This is a genomic window from Parafrankia irregularis (genome assembly GCF_001536285.1).
Lineage (GTDB): Bacteria > Actinomycetota > Actinomycetes > Frankiales > Frankiaceae > Parafrankia > Parafrankia irregularis.
In genome coordinates this window covers 20,537-42,579 of record NZ_FAOZ01000001.1, presented here as the reverse complement: position 1 = coordinate 42,579, position 22,043 = coordinate 20,537, and the positions used below count along the sequence as shown (strand labels likewise).

At 71.4% G+C, this 22,043-nt stretch carries 20 protein-coding genes; 15 read left to right on the top strand and 5 right to left on the bottom strand.

The window, feature by feature from the left end; genetic code table 11:
* The first annotated feature begins 13 nt into the window (after positions 1–13).
* From AWX74_RS00180 to AWX74_RS00155, 6 genes are all read left to right on the top strand, one after another.
* A complete protein-coding gene (locus tag AWX74_RS00180; protein WP_226930741.1) occupies positions 14–769 on the top strand; it encodes a proline dehydrogenase family protein in 756 nt (251 codons plus the stop codon).
* Between the two features lie 199 nt (positions 770–968).
* Positions 969–1,940: a tellurite resistance TerB family protein gene (locus AWX74_RS00175; protein WP_091270302.1), complete on the top strand. Its 972-nt coding sequence runs from the start codon at positions 969–971 to the stop codon at positions 1,938–1,940.
* Positions 1,941–2,033: 93 nt separating this feature from the next.
* On the top strand, positions 2,034–2,471 hold the full coding sequence (locus tag AWX74_RS00170) for an NUDIX domain-containing protein (protein WP_091270300.1): 438 nt from the start codon (positions 2,034–2,036) through the stop codon (positions 2,469–2,471).
* A 121-nt stretch (positions 2,472–2,592) separates the two neighbouring features.
* Positions 2,593–3,303 carry a class I SAM-dependent DNA methyltransferase gene (locus AWX74_RS00165; protein ID WP_226930742.1) on the top strand — a complete coding sequence of 237 codons (711 nt, stop codon included), beginning with the start codon at positions 2,593–2,595 and terminating at the stop codon, positions 3,301–3,303.
* Between the two features lie 64 nt (positions 3,304–3,367).
* Positions 3,368–4,057, top strand: a complete 690-nt coding sequence (locus AWX74_RS00160; RefSeq protein WP_054567176.1) for an AIM24 family protein — start codon at positions 3,368–3,370, stop codon at positions 4,055–4,057.
* A 28-nt stretch (positions 4,058–4,085) separates the two neighbouring features.
* Complete coding sequence (locus tag AWX74_RS00155; protein ID WP_242665998.1) at positions 4,086–5,612, top strand: CoA transferase; 1,527 nt, start codon at positions 4,086–4,088, stop codon at positions 5,610–5,612.
* A 278-nt stretch (positions 5,613–5,890) separates the two neighbouring features.
* Here the strand turns inward: AWX74_RS00155 and AWX74_RS00150 are convergent, their stop codons facing one another.
* Positions 5,891–7,258, bottom strand: a complete 1,368-nt coding sequence (locus tag AWX74_RS00150; protein WP_131799368.1) for a hypothetical protein — start codon at positions 7,256–7,258, stop codon at positions 5,891–5,893.
* Positions 7,259–7,865: 607 nt separating this feature from the next.
* Between AWX74_RS00150 and bfr the strand changes: the two genes are divergently transcribed.
* The 6 genes from bfr (at position 7,866) to AWX74_RS00120 (ending at position 13,252) form a co-directional block, all read left to right on the top strand.
* Complete coding sequence (gene bfr, locus AWX74_RS00145) at positions 7,866–8,339, top strand: bacterioferritin (RefSeq protein WP_193209627.1); 474 nt, start codon at positions 7,866–7,868, stop codon at positions 8,337–8,339.
* A gap of 332 nt (positions 8,340–8,671) precedes the next feature.
* Entirely contained in the window at positions 8,672–9,286 is a 615-nt protein-coding gene (locus tag AWX74_RS00140) for an alpha/beta fold hydrolase (RefSeq protein ID WP_091270298.1), read from the top strand.
* Positions 9,287–9,419: 133 nt separating this feature from the next.
* Positions 9,420–9,875 (top strand): ArsR/SmtB family transcription factor, encoded by a 456-nt coding sequence (locus tag AWX74_RS00135; RefSeq protein WP_091270296.1) that lies wholly within the window; start codon positions 9,420–9,422, stop codon positions 9,873–9,875.
* On the top strand, positions 9,872–11,131 hold the full coding sequence (locus AWX74_RS00130) for a cation diffusion facilitator family transporter (protein ID WP_091270294.1): 1,260 nt from the start codon (positions 9,872–9,874) through the stop codon (positions 11,129–11,131). Before AWX74_RS00135 ends, AWX74_RS00130 begins: the two co-directional genes overlap by 4 nt.
* Before the next feature lie 102 nt (positions 11,132–11,233).
* Positions 11,234–12,706, top strand: coding sequence for an AAA family ATPase (locus AWX74_RS00125; RefSeq protein WP_091270292.1), 1,473 nt, complete (start codon positions 11,234–11,236; stop codon positions 12,704–12,706).
* 114 nt (positions 12,707–12,820) lie between these two features.
* Entirely contained in the window at positions 12,821–13,252 is a 432-nt protein-coding gene (locus AWX74_RS00120; RefSeq protein ID WP_006538131.1) for a CBS domain-containing protein, read from the top strand.
* A 24-nt stretch (positions 13,253–13,276) separates the two neighbouring features.
* On the opposite strand, the gene AWX74_RS00115 is transcribed toward AWX74_RS00120, so the two are convergent.
* The 4 genes from AWX74_RS00115 to AWX74_RS00100 form a co-directional block, all read right to left on the bottom strand.
* A complete protein-coding gene (locus tag AWX74_RS00115; RefSeq protein ID WP_035948607.1) occupies positions 13,277–13,534 on the bottom strand; it encodes a hypothetical protein in 258 nt (85 codons plus the stop codon).
* A 113-nt stretch (positions 13,535–13,647) separates the two neighbouring features.
* Positions 13,648–14,283: a response regulator gene (locus AWX74_RS00110; protein ID WP_006538133.1), complete on the bottom strand. Its 636-nt coding sequence runs from the start codon at positions 14,281–14,283 to the stop codon at positions 13,648–13,650.
* A 196-nt stretch (positions 14,284–14,479) separates the two neighbouring features.
* The gene (locus tag AWX74_RS00105) at positions 14,480–15,721 is read right to left on the bottom strand and encodes a DUF2889 domain-containing protein (RefSeq protein WP_242665997.1); all 1,242 of its coding nucleotides are present in this window, start codon (positions 15,719–15,721) and stop codon (positions 14,480–14,482) included.
* A 564-nt stretch (positions 15,722–16,285) separates the two neighbouring features.
* Positions 16,286–16,990 (bottom strand): hypothetical protein, encoded by a 705-nt coding sequence (locus tag AWX74_RS00100; RefSeq protein ID WP_226930743.1) that lies wholly within the window; start codon positions 16,988–16,990, stop codon positions 16,286–16,288.
* A gap of 811 nt (positions 16,991–17,801) precedes the next feature.
* On the opposite strand from AWX74_RS00100, the gene AWX74_RS00095 reads away from it, so the two are divergent.
* The 3 genes from AWX74_RS00095 (at position 17,802) to AWX74_RS00085 (ending at position 22,010) form a co-directional block, all read left to right on the top strand.
* Complete coding sequence (locus AWX74_RS00095; protein ID WP_131799367.1) at positions 17,802–20,021, top strand: tetratricopeptide repeat protein; 2,220 nt, start codon at positions 17,802–17,804, stop codon at positions 20,019–20,021.
* 269 nt (positions 20,022–20,290) lie between these two features.
* The gene (locus AWX74_RS00090) at positions 20,291–21,328 is read left to right on the top strand and encodes an MBL fold metallo-hydrolase (protein ID WP_165615410.1); all 1,038 of its coding nucleotides are present in this window, start codon (positions 20,291–20,293) and stop codon (positions 21,326–21,328) included.
* Positions 21,329–21,641: 313 nt separating this feature from the next.
* The gene (locus tag AWX74_RS00085; protein ID WP_226930744.1) at positions 21,642–22,010 is read left to right on the top strand and encodes a hypothetical protein; all 369 of its coding nucleotides are present in this window, start codon (positions 21,642–21,644) and stop codon (positions 22,008–22,010) included.
* The last annotated feature ends 33 nt before the right edge of the window (positions 22,011–22,043 follow it).

Below are 22,043 nucleotides of genomic sequence, written 5' to 3'. Positions count from 1 at the left end.
CGGTGGCGGCCCGATGGACGCGCTCACGCGCGCCGCGCTGGCGGCCGACGACCGGATTCTGGCGACCATCGACCGGCTCGGCCCGGCCGCGGCGGACAGCGCTGCCGCCGACGCCGCCACCAGGGCGTATCTGACCCTGCTCGACCTCGCCGATCGCGCGGGTATCGCCGAGGATCTCGACATCTGTCTGCGGCTTCCCGCGATCGGGTGGGAGATCCCGCACGACGGCGAGAAGAGGGCCCGTGACAACGCCGCCGAGATCTGTGCCCGGGCCGGGGCCGTCGGCTCGACCGTCACGCTGGCGACCGACGGCCACACCGATGATCCGGCTTCGGTGGACGAGGTTCTGGGAGCCCTGGGAGACCTGCGCCGTGTGGCGCCGACGACCGGGGTGACGCTGCGCGCCGACCTGCGCCGCACCCCGGCCGACTGCCGGGAGCTGGCCCGGTCGGGCGCCCGGGTGCGGCTGCGGCTGCGGCCCGGCTGGCACCTGGTCCGGCGGTCGGCGGCGTCGGCGGATCCCACATTTCATGACCAGCGCCGTGGGTTCGCGGCCTGCCTGGGGATTCTCATGGCCGGGCCGGGCTATCCGATGATCGCTACCCAGGACCTGCGGCTGATGGCGCTGACCACCCGGCTCGCCGTGCGGGCTGGGCGCCACCCGGACAGCTTCGAGTTCCAGACGGTGCGTGGCACCCCGCGCCGTGAGCACCGCCGGCTGGCCGCGACGGGATACCGAGCCCGGGTCTACGTCTCCTACCGCAGGTAGGGCGGCGTCCACAGCGGGTGAGGCGGCGCCTTCGGACGGATGTCGCCGACCGGACCACATCGGCCCGGGCGCGGGTAGGCGGTGCGCTGCCCGGCCCTCCCCCGTCTGGGGGATGATGTAGGACGCGCGTCGTCCGAACGGACACTCCGAACGGACACCGTGACTCCTCGTCCTCGCCCCCGTCGGGAGGTACTCCGCGATGTCCCCGCCTGCCCTGATCCGGCTTGAGGCTCGCCTGCTTGTCCGGGTTGGTGACAGCGTCCTGCTGGCCCGCTCACCGGGTGACGACTGGCATGAGCTGCCCGGCGGCCCGGTGCCGCCGGGAGAGAACACCGAACGTGCGTTGGCCCGTGCACTGGCCGGCCTTGCCGGAGGTGTCGTCCTCGGCGGCCCGGCGGCCGTGGGGCAGTCGGGCGGCTGGCGTTTTCTCGGTGCCACCGAACACGCCGGCGACGCGCTCGGCAACGCCGCCGCCCCGCAGGTCGCGCACACCCTGACCATCCTGTTCGCCGCCGACTGGTCCGACGGGGCGCCCGTCCCGCCCACCTGGCAGGGGCGCGACCTGGTCCTGGTCGACGCGGGCCTGCTCGTCGCGACCCGACTCCGTCCGCTTCCGGTTGCCACGGCGGTGCGGCGGTGGGTGCTGGACGAGTGGCCGCTGTGGCGCGGGATGGCGTCCGGTGTCGGGGACGTCGGACGCCTCGGCCGCCGGCTGAGCGTCGCGTCGCTGAAGGCGCAGCTCGCCGCCAGGCGCGAGGAACTGCGCGGCAACGCCTTCCGCGACGCGGCCGTGGCGATGTGCGCGCTGGTGACGGCCGCCGACGGCCGGGTGGATCCGGCCGAGCGCGAGGGGCTGCGTGCCTTCGTCGCCAGCGATCCGGTGATGTCGCACTTCGCCCCGGACGAACTGGAGGCGCTGTTCGACGCCCACCTCACCCGGCTCGTCAGCGATCCGACGCAGGGTCGCGCGACCGCACTGGCCGAGATCGCGAAGGTCCGGAACCGGCCGGCCGAAGCGGCGGCGGTGATCGCGCTGGGAGAGGTCATCGGCCGGGTCGATGGTGAGTTCGTCGTCAGTGAGCAGGCAGTGGTACTGGACGCGGTGAACGTTCTCGGGCTCGATCCCGCGGAGTTCGCCCCGGCCTCGCTGCCGGCCACCCGTGGCGACTGACCGCCGCCGCCGCAGCCTCCGCCGGCCGCCGGCCGCCGAGGCCCACCCCCTGCTCGGATCCGCACCGATGTGTCTAGCCCTCCTGGAGCGTTCATGACCGCCGCTGCCCCTGTCGAGATCAGCGCCCGGGTGCTGTTCCTCCGGCAAGATCGTGTCCTGCTGGCGAACCGCCGCGGGCAGTCCTGGTTCTACCTGCCCGGCGGGAACGTGGACCCCGGCGAGACCGTGGAGGCCGCGCTGCGGCGGGAAACCCGCGAACAGGCCGGATTCGAGGTCGCCGACCTGGAGTTCATCGGCTGCGCCGAGCATGTGTACGTCGAGAAGGGCGTGCGCTACCAGGAGATCAACGTGCTGTTCGCGGCGGACCTGCCGTGGGGCGCGCAGATCGGCAGCTGGGAGTTCGACGTCGACCTGACCGCGGTCACGCTCAGCAGCCTGCACGGGCTCGATCTGCGTCCGGCCAGTCTGCGTGCGGTGATCGAGGGCTGGCTCACCGACCGGGTGCCGGCATGGCACGGAGCGGCGGTGTAACACCGGCTTCCCAGCGGCTCCGATAGCCTCGGCCGGTGGTGGTTCAGGGTTTGGCCGGCGCGCCCGGCCTGGTGAGCGGGCCGGGCCTCGCCGGCGCGGCGGGCGGCCGTGGGGCGTGGCGATGAGTGACACCGCCGCCGTTGACGGCGCGGGTGGGCCCGAACTCGGTCCCGGCGGGCGGCCCAGCCGCTGGGCCAGCCTGCACGCAACGGGCGGAACCAGCGGAACGAATGACCACCGGTCCGCCGCGGCCTCCGGCGGCCTGGGCGAGCGTTATGAGCGGCGGTTCGCCGAACTGGCCGCTGCTGGGATGGATGTGCACGGCGAGGCTGCTCTCTGCGCGGCCCTGGTCCCGCCGGGCGGACGAATCCTCGACGCCGGATGCGGTACCGGGCGGGTGGCGATCCGCCTGGCCGAACTGGGCTATGCCTGCACCGGCGTCGACGTCGACCCGTCGATGCTGGCGCGGGCGCGGGCAGCCTCCGACTCCGTCACGTGGGTCCTCGCCGACCTCGTGGACCTCGCGGATCTGGATGGCCAGTTCGACCTGGTCGTCGCCGCGGGGAATGTCATACCGCTCCTGGCCGAGGGCTCCGAGGCGCGTGTGGTGCGGGCCCTCGCGGAGCGGCTGCGGCCTGGTGGTCTGCTTGTGGCCGGGTTCGGTCTGGACGCCGCGCACCTTCCACTGCTCCAGGCGCCCTTCGGGCTCGCCGAGTACGACTCGTGGTGCGCACAGGCGGGGCTGGCCCTGGAACGCCGCCTCGCCACCTGGGAAGGCGCGCCGAGCACACCGGGTGACGGCTACGCGGTCAGCATCCACCGCCGGAGCTGACCGCGGCTCGCGCTGTCTGGCCGGTGGCCGCGGCACTCGACAAACGTGAGATGGAAAAGGCTCAATGGTGTCCGTGAATCAACCACTCGGGCAGCATGCGGCAGGAAATGACGGTGGGCAGCCGTTCGGCCTGGAATCGGGCGACCGGATGCTGCGGGTTCGCCTCGACGGTGGCGAGATGTACGCGAAGCAGGGGTCGATGGTCGCCTACCGCGGCCAGATCGATTTCGCCTACAAGGGCCAGGGCGTCGGCGGCTACCTCCGGCGTGCGGTGACCGGCGAGGGCCAGGACCTGATGCGGGTCAAGGGTCGTGGCACGGCCTGGTTCGCCGAGTCCGGAAGCCACATCTCGATCTTTCACCTGGACAACGACCGCCTGACCGTGAACGGCCGCAGTCTGCTTGCCCTGGAGTCCGGCATCCGCTACAAGATCACTACGACGTCGGGGGGTGTCGGCGCGATGATCGCGGGAGGCGTGTTCAACACCGAGGTTTCGGGCACCGGAGGCGTGGCGGTGCTGTGCCTGGGCAGCCCGCTGGTGCTGTCGACCGACGAGCCCGTGTGTGTCGACCGGGACGCGGCCGTCGCCTGGACTGCAGGCGTACGTACCCGGGTCGTGTCCTCCTTCAAGATCGGAAATCTGTTCGGCCGCTCGTCCGGGGAGCTTGCGCAGATCGAGTACACCGGGCGGGGTGGTTTCGTGGTGGTCCAGTGTGGTGAGATTCCGGCCCGTGGTGCCGAACCGAGCGGCTGACGGCCGCCCTTCGCGGACGGGGCCTGCGGTGGTGGCGGCAGCCCCGTGGGCACTGGTCGAGCTCGGCGACGCCCTGCGCGCCGCGGGCCTTCCCGTGCCGGAGGAGGCCACGACCGGTGGCGGTGGCGGCCCCGGGAGTCGGCCGATGCCGATGCTGGTGACGCCGACGCCGACGCCGACGCACAGTGCCCTGGACTGGGCGGAGTCCGGGCTGATGGCTCTCACCGGCCAACCGGGGCGGCCACCGGTCGTCCCGGCAGCCCCGGTGCTCGACCGTGCCCGTGCCGCCGCCCAGCTGCTGACAGCCGTGTCGACCCGGCTGGGTTCGCCGGTGTTCGCCGATGTCGCGGAGATCCTCGGCGGTCGGGCCGCCCTGCTCGGCCTGCGTCGTGGCGGCACTGTCTCCGCGAATGGCAGCTGCCGGTTGATGCGGGCCGCCGACGGCTGGGTGGCGGTCAACCTCGCTCGCCCGGACGATGTCGACGCAGTCCCCGCACTGCTCGGTGCCGAGATCACGGATGACGTCTGGGACGCGCTGGCCGCGGCTTTGCCGCGGTGGCGCAGCCGTGACCTGGTGGAGCGTGCCTGGTTGCTGGGCCTGCCGGTGGCACCGTTGCCTGCCGCCGCCGCCGCTGGTGCTGGTGCTGGCGGTGCTGGTGCTGGCGGTGCTGACGCTGGCGGCCTCGATCCCGGGTCCGGTTTCGCGGTGGTCCGAGTGTCCGGTGGAGCGACCGGGCGCCGTCCGGCGCCGCCCGGCCCACCCGAGTCGCCTGGGCCGACGTCGGCTCCCGCCCCGCTCGTGGTCGACCTGTCGTCGCTGTGGGCCGGTCCACTGGCCGCGCGACTGCTGGGGCAGCTGGGCCTGCGGGTGATCAAAGTCGAGAGCGTGCACCGCCCGGACGGGGCACGCCGCGGTGATCCGGACTTCTACCGGTGGCTGCACACGGGCCAGGACGAAACCCGTTTCGACTTCCACGAGCCGGCCGGGCGCGCGGCCCTGCGTGACCTGGTCGAGCAGGCGGATGTCGTCATCGAGGGGTCCCGGCCACGTGCGCTGGCCCAGCTCGGGCTGGACGCGCAGGCCTGGGTGGCGGCCCGACCCGGGCGGGTCTGGCTGAGCATCACCGGGTACGGGCGGCGTGTCGCCGCGCAGGCCGACGGCGCGGGGCCGGTCGCCTTCGGCGATGACGCGGCGGTGGGCGGGGGCCTGGTGGCCTGGGACCAGGCGGCGCGGGGTGGTCCGGTGCCGGTCTTCTGCGGCGACGCGATCGCGGATCCGCTGGCCGGACTCTTCGGTGCGTTGGCGGTCGCGCTCTGCCGGGCCGGTGGCCGGGGAGCGCTGGTGGACGTGGCGATGCGTGACGTCGCGGCGTTCGTCGCCGGCCCGCGCAGCGGTGTGCGCGGTGGGGGCGGCGGGAGCCGAGGGAGAGGAGCCCATGAGCAGGGCGAACCGCCGTGGGCGGTAACCGGCTCGGATGAGCTCGGCTGGACGGTGCATCAGGCCGGCCAGGAGGCTCCGGTGCGTGCCCCGCGGCCTCCACAGCTGCGCGGCTGAAGCCGCCGGTCGCTGAATCCCGAGCCTCGGGCTTCCATTGCCGCCGTCTGCTTTCGGGCAAGAAGTGCGGATTTTGGTTGCTGCAGCAACCAAAATCCGCACTTCTTGTGGATTGTCAAATGGCTGCCTGCCTGTTTATCGCTATTGGCTGGCATTTCGCTACGCGCTCCCAGGTGACCACGATCCTCGGATCCTGGTCGGCAGCAGTGGCAGCCAGACGGACCGGGCCTGCCTCGGGCGGCGCTCCCCGACGCGCTGTTCAGACGGGGCGGTCGTGATCAGACGGGTCGGTCGTGGTCTCCCTGTGCGCCGACGATCTCGGTGGGCGGGTCGACGTCCTTCCCGGGGTCGGCGTTGACCTGACCTCGCCCAGCCCCATCCCCAGCCCCAGCCCCTGTCCCGGAGCCGGCATCGGCGTCTTGTCGGCCGGTCTCGGACGCGGCGGCCGGGGCACGGTGACCGCCGGTGCCGGGCTGTGGGGCCGGCATCTGCAGCACGACCTCGTCGCCGGCCACTGTGACGGCGTCGGCCGTGAGGTCGTCCGGTGAGGGCCGCAGTGGCCGGGGCCCGGTCTGGCCTCGCCGCAGCGCCGCGTCATAGGCGGCGAACCGGTAGGGAAGCCGCTCGAAGTGGGACGGTCGGTCGCTGGCGTGCGGGCCGGTGGACTGCGGGGAGCGGCGCAGTGTGATCAGCCGGGGTCTGCGCATCCGCACGGCCACGGTGCGCGCAGGCGTGCCGGCGATCCAGATCGCCACACCGACCGCCGCCAGCCACAGGCTCCACACCATCCGCGCGAACAACGGCAGCGGTGCCAGGGGCACCAGCCCCGCCGTGGCCGCCGCACCGCCGACGAGCAGCGCGGCGCAGACGAATCCGCCGCCCACGAGAGCCGGACGCGACCACAGCATGCCGCGCACGCGAAGCGAGTCGACCCAGGCCCGGATGATCGCGATGAGAGGGCCGAAGGGGCCGCTGTGGCGGGTCACGCCACGCCCGATCGGGCGCAGCGGGCCGAATGGCCACCACCCGTCGAAGATCGGGTCGACGAAATGGGTGGCTACGAGTGTCGTCCAGGCCGCGAGCAGGAGGGCTCCGAGTGTCTCCCCGGACACGACGCCGGCCGTGACGCGCAGCAGGTCGAAGGTGATCACCTCGGGGGGGATCCGCCCGGGTACCTCGGTCGGGCGAGCGAGCAGGGGGACCCCGACCAGCCAGATCGACCACTCGAAGATCATCATCGTGCTTGTCGCCAGGCTGACCCACAGGAGCAGCCGGCGGGTGCGCCGCCTGCCGTCCAGGTGGGGGGTGGAGTGGGCGGGGCTCGACGGGCCGGTGTCGAGGGGACCGGTCTGCCAGCCGCCGACGGCGGCGCCGCCGTCGGCGGGCTGTGTGGGCAGCGGATCCCTCGGCGAGGGCCGGATGAGTCTCGCCGTCATGGGGACAAGGAGGAATGCGGCGGTCGCGGCGAGTGCGGCGAAGGGGATGAGCGTGCTCAGGTGCGCGCCCAGGTCCGCGAGGGTCGCCTCGGCCGGCTCGTTGAGCAGATACGGGTAGCCGAAGGCGCGTACCAGCCCCAGCAGGCCCAGGGTGTTGGCGAGCGCGCAGCAGACGAACAGGGCACCACCCATGTTCGTACCGCGCTGCATCGGGACCACTCCACCTGCTCGACGGGGTTCCGGGGAACCTGCTACCCGCAGAGCGTCGCATGTCTGTAACTCTTCGCGCTCCCGCAGGGTCCGGTGACCTGCCTTGAGGTGCGCTTGGCGTTCGCGGCCGGGCGCACCGCTCGTCGCGGGTTCCGGATGGGTGCCGCAATTGGCGCCCCGTGAAACCGGCCCGGCTGGACCATGTCGCGACAGGGCGCTTGCGTACGCTTACGTCCTCGTTATGGGAGCGGCCGGCAACAGATCGGCCCGGTCGGGCCGGTGGCCCGTTTTCGCCCCGAGGGCGTGGTGAATCCCGTTCGGTTCAGTGTGCCAGGACCGGTCAGCGAAGCCTTCCCTAACTGAGGAAAGGCTAGCCTAAACGGGTGTCGATGTGACCTTCGCGGCTCTCCTGCCGTTATGTGTTCCGCCCATCTGTGTGGTTTCCTGTTTCCTGGGCTATTGCGCGGTGGGCGGTGGCGGCGGCCAACTGGCTTGCCGTGCCGGGCACGCCGAGGTAGTCCGTTCAGGGCGGTCGCGGGCGCGGCCGTCCGGGAGGGCGTCGTCCGTGGTCGGCTGACGCGAGAGGCGAGTGAGGGAGATGGCGAAGGTGCGTGGCGACAAGGACATCATCGACCTGTTGAACCGGGTACTGACGAACGAACTGACAGCCATCAACCAGTACTTCCTGCATTCCCGGATGCAGCGGAACTGGGGTTATCGGCGCATGGCGGAGTACTACTACCACGAGTCGATCGACGAGATGCGACACGCAGACGCTCTGATTGAGCGCGTGCTCTATCTGGATGGTCTACCCAATCTGCAGCGGCTGCACTCCCTGCGGATTGGTGAGACGGTGCCCGAGCAGCTCGAGACCGACCGCTCGCAGGAGGACGAGGCCGTGGAACTGCTCCGCGGCGGAATCGCGTTGTGCCGTTCGAAGAACGACGTGGGATCGGCCGTTCTGCTGGAGAAGATCCTGGTCTCCGAAGAAGAGCACATCGACTGGCTGGACGCCCAGCTCACGCTCATCGAGCAGCTCGGCGCGACGAACTACCTGACTCAGCAGATCCACGAGAGCTGAGAGGCGCGGGGCGCCCGGTCAGGCCGGGAAGCTGCTCCTGCGCCCGGCTGGCGCTCCTGGGGCGGAGCGTGTTGCCGGGCGCGGTCTGGCGCGGCCACGGTGCGGTCGGAGCTGCCCGGGATTCCGGGCAGCTCCGACCGGTGGTGTGGAGGCGGTCCGGGGTGTCGTCCGCCGGACACGGACGACCTCGTGTGCGTGCTGCCGTGGCGTCCGGCCGAGGGGGATAGTGTGCCTGGCCGGAAAGATCCGCGCTCACACGTTGTTGTGAGCGTCATGCCCCGCCGTGGGCCGCGACGGCGCAACGGAGCGCCAGAGAAGGAGAACACGGCTTCATGACGCCCCTGACCGCAACAATCAGCCCCCGGCTGGCCGAACACGACATGGACCCGGCCAGTCGCCTCGCCGGAGAGACCGTCCGGGCCACCGTGGCCATGCTCATGGGCCGGGGGGAGAGCCCGAAGCCCTACGAGTGGCTCGCCGCGCGGCTTGCGCTCGACGGCTACAGCGCCGCGATCGTGCCGGGCGGCGTCAACGTCGCTCGTGCCGTCGGTGAGGTCCGCCGGCCAGGGCTGCCCTTCGTCCTGCTCGGCTCCGACTCGGGGGCACTGGCCGCGCTGGCGATGGCGGGCTCACCGGCCGTGCGCCCCGACGGGCTCGCCCTGCTCGGGCTGCCGCTGCTGCATGTGCCCGTCGCGGGTATCCCGGTCGCGGATCCGCCGCCGCGGGTGCTGCCCGACATCCCCATACTCCTCGTGCATGGCCGCGATGATCAGATCAGTCCGCTTTCGCTGGTGCGGATGACGACCCGGACGGCCACCCGCGCGGATCTGACCGTGGTCCCGGGCGGGCACTCGGTGCTGGCCGGGCCGGGTCGGCGCTGCGTGCCGGCCCGCGTGCTCCTGTTCATCGAGGAGCTCATCGACCGCATCGGCGACATCGACGGCTGAGCGCGGACCCGGGCGGTGCTCCCGGGTGGCGGTACTGGGCGGATGGGCCTGCCGGAGCGTGCCGGGTGGCCCGTCCGCATCAGGAGATAGTTCAGGGTCGCCTGATGTCAGCGTCCGCTGTACTGTTCAGTACATGGTGAAGCTTGTGGCGCATGGAGAGGTGCTGGCGAGGTTCGGGCACGCGCTGTCCGATCCGACCAGGGCACGGCTCCTTCTGGTGCTACGCAAGGGTCCCTCCTATCCCACGGAACTCGCCGAGATCCTTTCGGTGAGCCGGACGAACCTGTCGAACCATCTGGCGTGCCTTCGGGGCTGCGGCCTGGTGGTCGCGGTGTCCGAGGGCCGGCGGCTGAGGTACGAACTGGCGGACTCCGCTCTCGCGCACGCGTTGGACGACCTGCTCAGCGTGGTCCTCGCCGTGGATCCCGACCACGCCCATGACGACCATGCCCATGACGACCATGCCCATGACGATCCGCTCGACGCACCCGCGCCGCATCACGCGGAGCTGTCGACGGCGGAGTTCTCCCCGGCCGTCGTGGCCGTGGCCGGAGCCGAGCCCGGCCGTGGCGATCGGCCGGACCGGTGAGCTCCTCCGACCCCGAGGCTCGTCGGCGGCGTGACGTTCACGACCATGTCCCGCGGCAGCCCCGGGGCATTGGTGCTGCGGCACCGACGGGTCTGACGGCTCCGGCGGGTCTGACGGTACCGACGGGTCTGACGGCTCCGGCGGGCGGCGATGGCGCGACGCACGGCGGAGACGGCCATGGCCACGGAGGGCACACGCGCGGCTTCCATGGGCACGCCCACGATGCCGGCGGGCACCACGCCGATGAGCACCACACCGATGAGCACGGTGTCGGCGGGCATGATGCCCACGGGCATGGTGCCGACGGGCGCTCGTCGCGCAGCTACACCTCCCAGGCCCGCAGGCTGGCGATCGCGACCGCGGCGAACGTCGCGATCGTCATAGGCCAGGGCGCTGCCGGCCTGATCGTCGGTTCGGTCGCACTGTTCGCGGACGCGGCGCACAACCTCGCCGATGCCGCGGGCGTCGCGTTCGCCCTGGTCGCGCTGAGACTGGCTCGCCAGGAACCGTCCGCCACCCGCACCTTCGGTGGGTTGCGCTGGCCTGTGCTCGCTGCCCAGGCCAACGCCGCCAGCGTGCTGGTGGCCACCACGCTCGTCTGTGTCGAGGCGGTCAGTCGGCTCGCCCATCCCGGGCGTATCGACGGATTGGTGGTGCTGGTGGTCGCGCTGGTAGCGGCCGTCGGCAACGGCCTCAGCGCACTGCTCGTCCACGAGCGGCACGGCGACCTCAACACCCGTGCGGCCGTCATCCATCTGGCTTCAGACTGCCTGGTCTCGGTGGCGGTGGCCGGGGCAGGTCTCGTCATCTGGCTGACGGACGGCTGGTACTGGCTCGACCCGGTGCTCTCGCTCGTGGTCGCGGCGCTGATCGGCGTCCAGGGTCTGCGCCTGCTGGCGCAGACGTCCCGGGTGCTGCTCGAGGGGACTCCTGCCGGCCTGGACCTGGCCGCCGTCCACGGGGACATGCTCGCGGTGGACGGTGTCACCGGGGTGCACGACATGCATGTCTGGAGCCTGTCGGACCGGGTCTTCGCGGCCAGCGCCCACATCGAGGTGGCCGGGCATCCGACGCTGGAGGAAGCCCGTACGGTCGCCGGCCGCGTCAAGGTGATGCTGGCCGACAAGTACGGCGTCGAGCACGCCACGGTGGAGACCGAGTGCGAGCCGTGTGCGCCGACCGGCAGCGACCCCTGTGGTGTCCGCGCGGTGATGACCCGGCACGCGACCAGGATGGTTCCGGCGCACCGCCACTGACATGCCGGTCGCCGGCGGATGCCCGGGCGACCGCTCCACTCGGCTTCCGGACGGGCACACCCCAGGTACGGGGCTTGTCCGTCCGAGCCGAGGGAGAACCAGGTGAACAGCTCGACGACGTCCAGGACGTCCGGCCAGCAGGCCGACGTCGCGCCGCCGCCCGGGGCGACCCGGCGCGGCGGCGGGGGACACCAGACCACCATGTCCACGGTCGAGACCGCTCACTCGACCCTGTTCTTCGTCTCCGACCGTGTCTTCAAGATGCCCAAACGCGCGGCTGTCGGCAAGGCGGATCTGCGCCGCCGGGAGGCGCGTGAGGAGGCCTGCCGCGCGGAGATCGTCCGGAACCGCCCGTTCGCGCCCGGGGTCTATCTGGGGGTCGCCGACGTCCGGGACAGCGCGGGCGCGCCGGTCGAGCACATGGTGGTCATGCGCCGGCTGCCGAGCGAACGCCGGCTCTCGGAGCTGCTCGCACGCGGCGAGCCGGTCGACGAGCCGCTGCGGGAGGTCGCGCGGGCCCTCGTCACCTTCCACGAGCGGTGCGAGACGTCCGCCGAGATCGCCGAGCACGGGCGGCTGCGGGATCTGGAAGCCGCCTGGCTGGCGGCGATCGAGGGGCTCACACCCTTCCAGGGGACCATGCTGGACGCGGCGGAGATCGCCGAGATCGACGAGCTGGGCCAGCGCTACCTGCGTGGGCGCCGGCCGTTGATCGACGGGCGGGCCGCGCGCGGACGGATCCGTGACGGGCACGGCAACCTGCTGGCCGAGCACGTCTTCTGCCTGGATGACGGGCCGCGGATCCTGGATCGGCTCTCGGCCGACGACGGCCGGCGCATCGCCGACGTCCTGGCGGACGCGTCCATGCTGGCCGTGGATCTCGAGCTGCGTGGCGCGCCGCAGCTGACCGGCCCGTTCTTCGGGTGGTGCGTGGAGTTCGCGGGGGAGACCCACCCGCCCTCGCTCGCCCACTTCTACATGGCGCACCGCGGGATCGTGCTTGCCGGGGAGTCCGCGGTACGCGCCCACCTGGGGGATGAGGCCGCGACGGGCGAGGCCCGGCGCCTGGTCCGGATCGCGCTGGAGCATCTGCGCCGGGCCCGGGTGCGGCTCGTCCTGGTCGGCGGAGCGCCCGGAAGCGTCAGAGCCGCCTTCGCGGAGCGTCTCATCCGGGACGAGGACGGCTGGGTGCTCCTCGCCTCGGACGCCATCCGCGGTGAGCTCGCGGTGGAACGCGAGCTTGTGCCACCCGGCGCCGGGGCGCGCGACGAGGGTCCGGCGGACGCGGACGCGGACACGGACGCGGACTTGGCGTCGGGCTCGGGCCCGGCACGTGAGTTCGGCTCGGATGACGAGGTCCATGCCGAGCTGCTGCGCCGGGCACGTGAGGCGCTGGAGCGCGGCGACAGTGTGATCGTGCAGGCACGCTGGTCGGAGGCCGAGGCGCGGAAGGAGGCGGCCGCCGTCGCCGCGCGGACCTGGTCGGACCTCATCGAGCTCGACAGCTTCGACGCCCGCCTCTCACTCGACAAGGCAGTGCGGGATGGGCGGCTCGCCCTCGGTATCGCATCCTGATCGTGTGCATGTGATTACTTTGGGTATGTCATGGTCGGAAGTCGCGCGGGACGAACGCGCCATGACTCGGCGCAGCGCGAAGGACCGGGCAGCACCGACGGAGGGGGAACTCCCATGACAACGGCTCGAGACATCATGCACGGCGAGGCACGGTGCATCGGGGCGGACGAGCCGCTGACCAACGCCGCCCGCATGATGCGTGACCTCGGTGTCGGGGCGCTGCCGATCTGCGGCGCCGACGACCGGCTGGGCGGGATCATCACCGACCGGGACATCGTCATCCACTGTCTGGCGGAGGGGAAGGACCCCGCGAAGGTCTGCGCCGGCGACCTGGGCCAGGGCAAGCCCTTCTATGTGGGCGCCGACGCCGATCTGGACACCGTGCTCGACCAGATGATCTCGCATCGCGTGATGCGAATGCCGGTCATCGACAACAAGCGGCTCGTCGGCATGATCAGCGAGGCGGACCTCGCCAGGAACCTCCCCGGCGAGAAGATCGGCGCGCTCGTCGAGGCGATCAAGAGTGGGCCGGCTGATCAGCGCTGATCGAAACCGCGCCGTGGGTGGGTGTCAGGTCGGATGCGCACCCACGGCGCTGCGGATCTCGCGTCCGATGCCGCCGCTCTGGCGGGCGCAGTGCGCGCAGCAGAAGAAGCGCCCGGACACCTCCACGCCGTGGCCGATGACCCGGCAGTCGCAGTGCTCACATCGAGGCGCCAGCTTCTGCACGGCGCATTCGAAGCAGTCGAAGTGGTAGGTCTCCCCGGAGACCACACGCACCTCGAAGGCCATCCAGTACTCGTTTCCGCAGGTGTCGCAGGTCCGCAGGGCGGACTCACCGTTCAGCACACCTCCAGACGCTACGTGCAGCACCAGGCTGATCGCATTACGTGGCCGGAGCCGAGGGTTCTTCGGAGGTCCGAGATCAGGCCTTTCCGGGCTCAGGCCTTGAGGCGTGCGGCGAACACGGCGGCCTGGGTTCTGCTGGTCAGCCCGAGCTTGCCCAGAATCGCGGACACGTAGTTCTTCACCGTCTTCTCCGACAGATGGACGCACGCGGCGATCTGGCGGTTCGTCATGCCCTCGGCGATCAGCCGGAGAATCTGCCGTTCCCGTGCGCCGAGCGCGGAGAGCTGCTCGTCCTCGACGGGCTCGTCCCGCAGGCGGGCCAGGACCTTCTGGGTGACGGCCGGGTCGAGCAGCGACCGGCCGGCCGCGATCGTTCGGATCGCCCCCACGAGGTCGTTGCCTCTGATCTGTTTCAGCAGGTACCCGGAGGCGCCCGCCATGATCGCCGCGAACAGTGCGTCGTCGTCGTCATAGGAGGTGAGGATGAGGCAGCCGACGGTCGGCTGTGTGGAACGGATCTCGCGGCACACCTCGATGCCGTTGCCGTCGGGCAGCCGGGCGTCGAGCACTGCGACATCGGGCCGGGCGGCCGGTATGCGCCGCAGGGCGGAGGCCGCGGTGGAGGCCTCACCGACGACCTCGATGTCCCCGGAGTCCTCCAACATCTCGCGGATGCCCCGGCGGACGATTTCGTGATCGTCCAGGAGGAAGACGCGAACTCCAGTCATGATCAAGAAACTACTCGCCCGAAGGCGCCTGTCGGGCGCCCGGCGAGCAGGTCAGCCGGTATGGACCCCCGTGAGCAGGACCTTTGTCCGGGTGTCCTGATATCGAAAGACACAGTGACATGGTGTGCGTTTCGCAGCGCCCCTCCGGCCTGTCCGCGAATATCCGCTCCGGGCTGGCAGCCGATGACATGTCAGCTCAGTCGGTACTGGGTTCTCCGAGAAACCCGATCAGTACGGGAAGGTCGCCGAGCGCGCGCAGAGTGTCATTGAGATGCGTGCAGGTCGAGGTTCCGACGAAGGTCCGGCCGATCGTGCGGCGCAGGTCGGTGGCGGGCATCCCCACGATGCGCCCGGCACTGCCGAGAGCTTCGGGGCACTCGGCTCCCGGAAGCACCCCCGCCCGGGCCACCGAACGAGTGAACAGACCCGCCTCGTCCACATCGGCGTCGACACCGTATTCGTGCACGACGAACTCACGCCCGGGTGACTCCAGGTAGGAGTCACGCAGCAGCGCGTCGACCCTGACCGCGGCCCCGGGCGTGCCCGGGGCCGGGACGACGTCGATGCGGCGCAGCCGCCGCATGGCGTGCGTCGACATCGGCGGCAACGGATGCCACCCGAGGGGGTCCTCCGCCACGGCGAGATCGCCGGCCGGGACACTGATCGGGCGGGCCGGAGACGTTCGATCGCCGGTGTCCTGGTCCCCGCTGCCGCCGGCGTCCCGATCGGCTCGGCGCTCGGCGGACAGGCGCGCGAGCAGCCCCTCACGCTGCCACCCGGCGCAGACATCGATCATCGGGTTGCCACCCGACTCCGCCCCTGCGTTCGGGCGCGACTCCGAGCGGTGGATGCCGTTGCGCCCCAGCGCCGCCCCCGACACGAGCACCGTGACCGGGACGTCGTCCAGGAGCTGGCCGAGCAGCAGACGGGCCATGGCCGTGCGGGCCGTGCCCTGCGCGCTGTCCTCCGGGTGGGCCGTGCTGTCAGGCTGGGCCGCGAGCACCTGGCGGGCGGCGGCGCGGAAGCCGGCGCGCGACGGGGCACCGACCAGGCTCGCCAGGCCGGGCACCGCCGGCTCGGATTCGATCTCCAGGATCGTCCCGGGTGCCGCCATGTAGTCGATCACGAGGCGCAGCCGAGCCTCGCCGAGAACGGTGGCGCCGCCGGCCGAGGTGGTCATCAGATCGCGGCCGGTGCTGGTCAGGTGCAGCAGGCCGGTGAGGCCCTGCGGGCGCTCCATCATGACCGAGATCGTCCGCCGGACGGAGCCGGGCTGGCGGGCCGGCGTGCCGTGAACCGAGCCGGTGGTGCCGGGCCACAGCCCGGAGTCGTCCGGTGCGGCGGTGACCGGGCGACGGCCGGTGGCGGCGTGCCGGACCCCGACGCCACCGGGCCTGGTGCCGTCCTCGACGGAGCGGGGCCGGCCGGTGGACGGCACGCGCGGAACGGGTCGGCCGGGCGCCGGCCTGAGAGGAGATGCCTGGGCGGCCGAAGGTGCCGTCTGACCGTGCGCCATGCGCATACTCCGATCACTGCTTCCTGCCGCCCGCATCCGACCGGCGCGGCTTCCCGCGGCCCGCGTTCCATGAACCCGTATTCGACGGATGCGACTTCGAGTCCATGGTGGGCGCGGCTATCCGGACCCAAGGGTATGGCGCGCTACCGGCGAATCCGTCCCCTGGCCGTGATGGCGCTTTTCACAGTGACCGCTGTGGGTGTGACCTGCGCCGCGCGATCGTTGGGTCATCCGGCGGCGCAGTGTCACTGAGCCGTTTCCGCCTCACGGCCTGTAGTCAGGGATGGGTCGGGTCCGAGTCGACGACGGAAAATGCTCACTCGCGGTTCTTCCGCGGTGCGGAGCCGACTGTTTGGAATTCAATAGGAAACATGTGATTTCGGTGACGCGGGGGTCCGCGGGGAGTCCGGCTGGCTGGGCGGACCGTGCGGGCGAGGTGGCCAGGTGGGTCGGGTGCGCCAGGTGGTCAGGAGCGGTCAGGAGTGGTCAGGACGTCGGTGTGGTCCGGGGCTGGAAGGCGTCGGTCGGGACCGCCGCGGGCACCGGACTGCCGTATTCCGTGAAGGTGACCTCGAACCTGTCGTTCGCGTCGTTGAAGACCTGCCTCAGCGGTACGGGCTGGCCGACATTCGCGACGTACAACGAGGCGGTCTTCGTGGCGACCCGTACCGCGGGCTGGCCCTGTTCGGTCATCTGCTCGACGGTCGCGTCCTCACCTCCGTCGATGTCGGCCTTCAGGTCCAGGATCGCGTCGGCCGCGCTGTTGATCGACAGGTCGTCGTCGGCCGCCCCGACCGGGCCGGTGTTGATCCACTGATCGGTCCTGGCCCCCGGATACGGCCCGGCGGCGCTAGGGCCGCGGACGTACGCGACCCCGGCGACCCGCAGAATCTCGACCCGTTGCCCGTTTCCGTCGAGTACGCCGGTGACCGTGCCATCCGCGGTCATCCGTAACTCGGCCGACGAGGGTGTGCCGTCCTCGGTGCCGCGGCCGAGATACCGCACGCTGCTGGTCGTTTTCAGGGCCTGGGCCGCGGTCGCGACGATCTCGCTGGCTGGCCTGGACTCGAGACCGTTGCTGGATCCGGCCGCCAGGCGGTTCGCGGCCGCGGTGGCGGTGGGCTTTTCGGCGCTCTCGCCGCCTCCGCCGCAGGCCGCCAGCGCGAGTGAGAGTCCCACCGCGGCGGTCATGGTGGCTGCCCGAGACAATTGAGTGCGCGGATTTCTCATCATCGACCTTTCTGGGCGCCGGACCGGCGACGGCGTGGCAGCCCCACTCCGGTGTCGGCGGCCCGGTTGGAAATGGGTGGGTCCCGGTCCCCCGTGCGGAATGCCCACGGGGGACGTCGCGGACGATACGAGCATTTATGAGGACATGCATCAGAACGATTAGTCCACTGCTCGGCGAGTCCCGACCCGGGTGGCATCGACGCCGGATCGGTGGACTGACGGTGACTCGGATCTCCGCGCCGGGTGACCGTGGCCGTCAACTCGCACGTTCCGTGAGCTGGCCAAGGAGGGCCCGGGTTCTGGTCCGGGTATCGGGCCGGTCCCTCGCGGCCGGCTGTCCAGCGTGCGGCGGATGACGCTGCGGCCCCATCGTGCCCACGTCCGGCGGCCCGCGAATCCCGCCGGCCCGGTACCCGTGTTCATGACGGGATTTCCGGGACGACCAGCCTTACCATTCGCAGGCCTGTGGGGGAGTCCGGCCAGGAACACCGGCCCGGCTGCTGCCGGCTTTCATCCTGTGCCGGCTGTGTCGGGGAAGGAGGAGTGTCGTTCGAGGCGTTGGGTAATGGGACTCCGCACGCGGTGCCGTCCCCGCGGCCGGGTTCCGCTACCGGTGCCACGCGCCACGAAACGATCGGATGTGGGGAGCGGCAACGCGCATGTTGTGGTGGATTGGTCCTTTTCCGTCGCCGGTCAGGGCCGATGGCGTCCCCGGCCGCGCACCGTGAGACGGAAAAGCCTCATTGTCGGTGTTGAAAGACGGGCGAACATCTTGACGGCGCCAGAGACGATGCCGGGGGCCAGCGATTCGGGCCGGCTGCCGCCGGTGTGGAACGTGCGGCAACGCGATCCGCATTTCGTGGGGCGGGACGACGAGCTCGTCCGCATCCATCGGGCGCTGCGCGGGGCTGCTCCGCCCGACGCCGCCATGGGAGCACGCGGCGTCGGCATTGTCTGCGCCGCCGGGGCGGACGAGGCCGGCGGAGTCGGCCGCACCGAGCTGGCCGTCGAGTACGCCCATCGCCACCACGGTTGCTACCGCCTGGTGTGGTGGGTGGACGCGCAGACCCCGGCGCGGGCCGAGTCATGTCTGTTGGGCCTGGCCACGATCCTCGTGCCGGCCGTGACAGGGCCGGGTACCACCGTGCTGAGGGAGCTCTGGGCCGAGCTGGCCCGGCGCGCGGACTGGCTGCTGATCTACGACGACGTCGACTCGCCGCTGGACCTGGGTATCGCCGCACCGCCCGACACGGGGCACGTCATCATGATCGGCCGCGCGCCCGAGATCGGCCGGCTCATGCCGACCCTGGTGGAGCTCGGTGACCTCGATCGGGCCGATTCGATCCGGTTGCTGCGGCTACATGACACCCGGGCCGGTGAAGCGGAGGCGGCCCTGCTCGCGGCCACCGTCGGGGATCTGCCGCTCGCGCTCGCGCAGGCCGGTCGCTTCCTGGCCGGCACCGGGCTGCCGATCGCGGCCTACCTGCGTCTGCTCGACGAGTGGCACGCGCCCGGGACGGCCGAGGCGGCCGAGAGGGCTGAGGCGGCCGAGAGGGCTGGGGCGGCTGAGGGGGCTGGGGCGGCTGAGGCTGCGAACGAGGCCTCCGGTGGCAGCGGTCTGCCCAGGATCGTGGCCACCAGCCGCGCCTGGCTGGAACGTGACAGTCCGGCCACGGCGGAGATCCTGGACGGGCTGGCCTTCCTCGCGACCGCCCCGTTTCCTCTCGTGGTCGCCGACGGCGTCGACGTGATCGGCGGTGAGCTGCTCCGGCTCGGGCTGGTCTGGCGCGACGAGGCCGGGATCCGGGTGCACCCGCTGGTGCGGAAATGGCTCCGGGCAGGGCTCGGGGGCGAGGAACGGCGGCGCCGAGCGCTGCGCGGCGCGCTGCGGCTGCTCACCCTGGCCGGCCGCGATCTTCACGACGGCGCTGAGGCGGGTCACCGGTCCGACCTCACGCGGCTCGAGCCGCACGTACGTGCCGTCTCGGCCTGGATGGACACGGCCGGCCCGGCCGGGGCCGAGGCGGAAAGCGCGGAGATCCGTCGGCTGACGTTGCTCGTCGTGGGTTTTCTGCATCGCTCGGGGCGGTACGACGACGGCCGCGGGCTGAGCGGGCCCGTGCGATGCCGCTGGGCCCGCGACCTCGGGCCGGATCACCCGGATGTGCTCAGCGCCGCTGTGGTCGAGGCCTCGATCCTGCTGGACGGCCTTGGCGTGGACGGCGGCCACGCCACCGAAACCGGCTTCGGTGGCGCGCCGGCGCCGTCGGCAGGGCCAGCACCAGCAGCAGGGCCAGCACCAGCAGCAGGGCCAGCAGCACCAGCTGTGACGGCCGCGGTGGTGACGGCGCAGATACTTCTGACGCAGGCGTACAGCCGCCGGCTGCGGACACTTGGCCCGGAGCATCGCGAGGTGCTCGTCGTGGCGAGCAGCCTTGCCCGCGCACACGGCGAGATCGGTGACCGCGGCGAGGCGGTGCGGCTGTACCGGGACACGCTTGGCCGCCAGCGCGACCGGTTCGGCCCGGACGATCCCGACACGTTGCGGTCAGCGCACGGCCTCGGCGACATCCTGACCCGGCTCGGGGAGTTCGCGGAGGCTGACGTCCTGCTTCGGGACACCCATGATCGGCGGGCCCGCCGGTGTGGCACCGACCACCTGGACACCCAGGCCACCGCACTCGTCCTGGGGGTTGCTCTGCGTGGTCTCGGTCTGCCGTGCGAGGCCCGTGTGCTCCACGAGCGGGTACTGGCCTGGGCTCGGCGACAGCTCGGCTACGAGCACCCTCAGACCCTGGATGCGGCTCTGCAGCTTGCGCTGGACCTGGTGGCCCTCGGCGAGGTGGGCCGAGGGCGGGATGTCTTCACCGAGGTGATCGGCTGGGAGGTGTTCGGCTGGTTCGACGAGCCACCGACGGGCCCGGGCGCGTCGGTGCCGCGGTGGGCGGCACGCCATCGGACCGAGATCGCGAAACTTTGGTCGGGCGGATGACCGGCCATCCCGCCTTCTGCACCGGCGGTCTGTTTGGGCTACCGTTCGATTAGTAGTAAAGATATATCGAATAATGTCGTCGCGTCCTGCTGGCGTCGACCGCGTGGGCCCTGGTTGGCCGGGTGATCGTGACAGCGCCGGTGACCGTGAGTGCGCGGTGCGTGGCCCTGGCTCCTGTGGGGCACCGGTCGAGCCGCCCGCGAACGCGCAGCGCAGTGGAGGCGTGAGCGGATGAGGGAAGCTGACCGTCGTACCAGTGTGATCAGCGCGTGACCGGGGTGGCGCGTCCGTCGGGCCCGCAACTGCCCCCGGTGGAACGGCTCCGGCCAGGTCTGTGGAGCATCCCGGTCCCGCTGCCGACCGCCGGGCTGACCCACGTCTTCATGTATCTGTTCGAGACCGATCGCGGTGCCTACGTGATCGACTCCGGCTGGGACACCGACGCGGCCTTCGCCGCCGTCGAGGCGGGGCTGGCCGTCGCCGGATACTCCGTCACGGATCTGCGCGGCATCATGCCCACCCACATGCATCCTGACCACTACGGACTCGCCGGGCGGCTGCGGGAGGCGTCCGGGGCCTGGATCGCGTTGCATCCCGCGGACGCCGCGCTGCTGCGCGCGCACCCGCTCGAACCGGCGGATCTGTTCCGGAACCTCAACGCGGAGATGCTGCGCGCGGGCGCACCGCCGAGCGCCATGCGCGCGTTCACCGCCGAGAAGCTGCCACCCGGTCCGTTCCCGGTCGCTGCCAGCCCGGACATCCTGCTCGACGACGGCGACCGCCCGGACGTCCCCGGCTGGGACCTGCGGGCCGTCTGGACACCGGGGCACTCCCCGGGGCATCTGTGCTTCTGGGAGCCGGCCAACCGGCTGCTGCTCTCCGGCGATCACGTGCTGCCCCGCATCACGCCGAACATCCCGTTCGGCGCCGCGGTCGGGGATGATCCGCTGGGGGACTACCTGCGCTCCCTGGACAAGGTCGACGCCCTGCCCGCCGAGGCCACGCTCCCCGCGCACGAATACCGCTTCGACGGCCTGTCGGACCGGGTCGCGCAGCTGCGCAGGCATCACGACCAGCGCTTCGGCGAGGTGCTGGCCACGTTGGACGATGGCCCGGCGACCGCCTGGGAGGTCGCGAGCCGGATGGAGTGGTCACGGCCCTGGGACGAGATCGAGGGCTTCATGAAACGCAGCGCCGTGGCCGAGGCGCTGGCGCACCTGCGCGCTTTGGAGCGCCGCGGCGTGGTCGCGGAGCGTGCGGGCGAGCCGCCGACCTGGCGTCGCCGTGCCGCGGTGACCGACAGCTGAGCCGGGGGCGTGACCGATATCTGCTCGGTCCGCATCAGTCGGTAGTTATGGTCCCGAGTTGGTCCGGATGTCGCCAACCTGGACCACCGAAAGTGTAGTCAGCACTGATCCTCTTCGCCGATATTTCCTCTTGCCGAGGACGGATCCGGAGTTCGCCACTACGATTTGGACGATGATCGTTGCGAGTGGGCTTCGTCGTTCAGACAACGGTGCGGCATTGTTCCACCGGCTCCGTGAGGGGGTTCTTACGCTCGATCCGGTCGTTGAGGGAATGCTCCGTCACACGGCTGGCACGATTGTGTGGGGTGCGCTGATGGAAATCGGCGCCGCGGAGGGAACGGTAACGGTCGTCTCGTTGGCCGACGGCACCACGAGCCTGTACGCGAGTGCTGGCGGCGGTGCGGTCGGGGGCGGTGCCCACAGCGCGGTGGTCGCCGCCACCCGCCGCTTCCTGCAGGTGACGGAAGCACACCTGACCAGCTTCGAGGCGGACGGCGAGCGAGCGCCGGCACCGGCGGCGGGCCGCATCGTGTTCAGGGCGCTGACCTACGGCGGGCGCCGATACGCCGAGGCGGCCGAGAAGGACCTCCGTGAACCCGGCCACAGCCTTTCCCCGCTTTACCAGGCCGGGTATGCCGTAATCAGCAGACTACGTTTTGTCGAGGCGGTCGGGGCATTCTAGGTGGCGACAGGTCGTGCTGCTTCCAGTCACCCC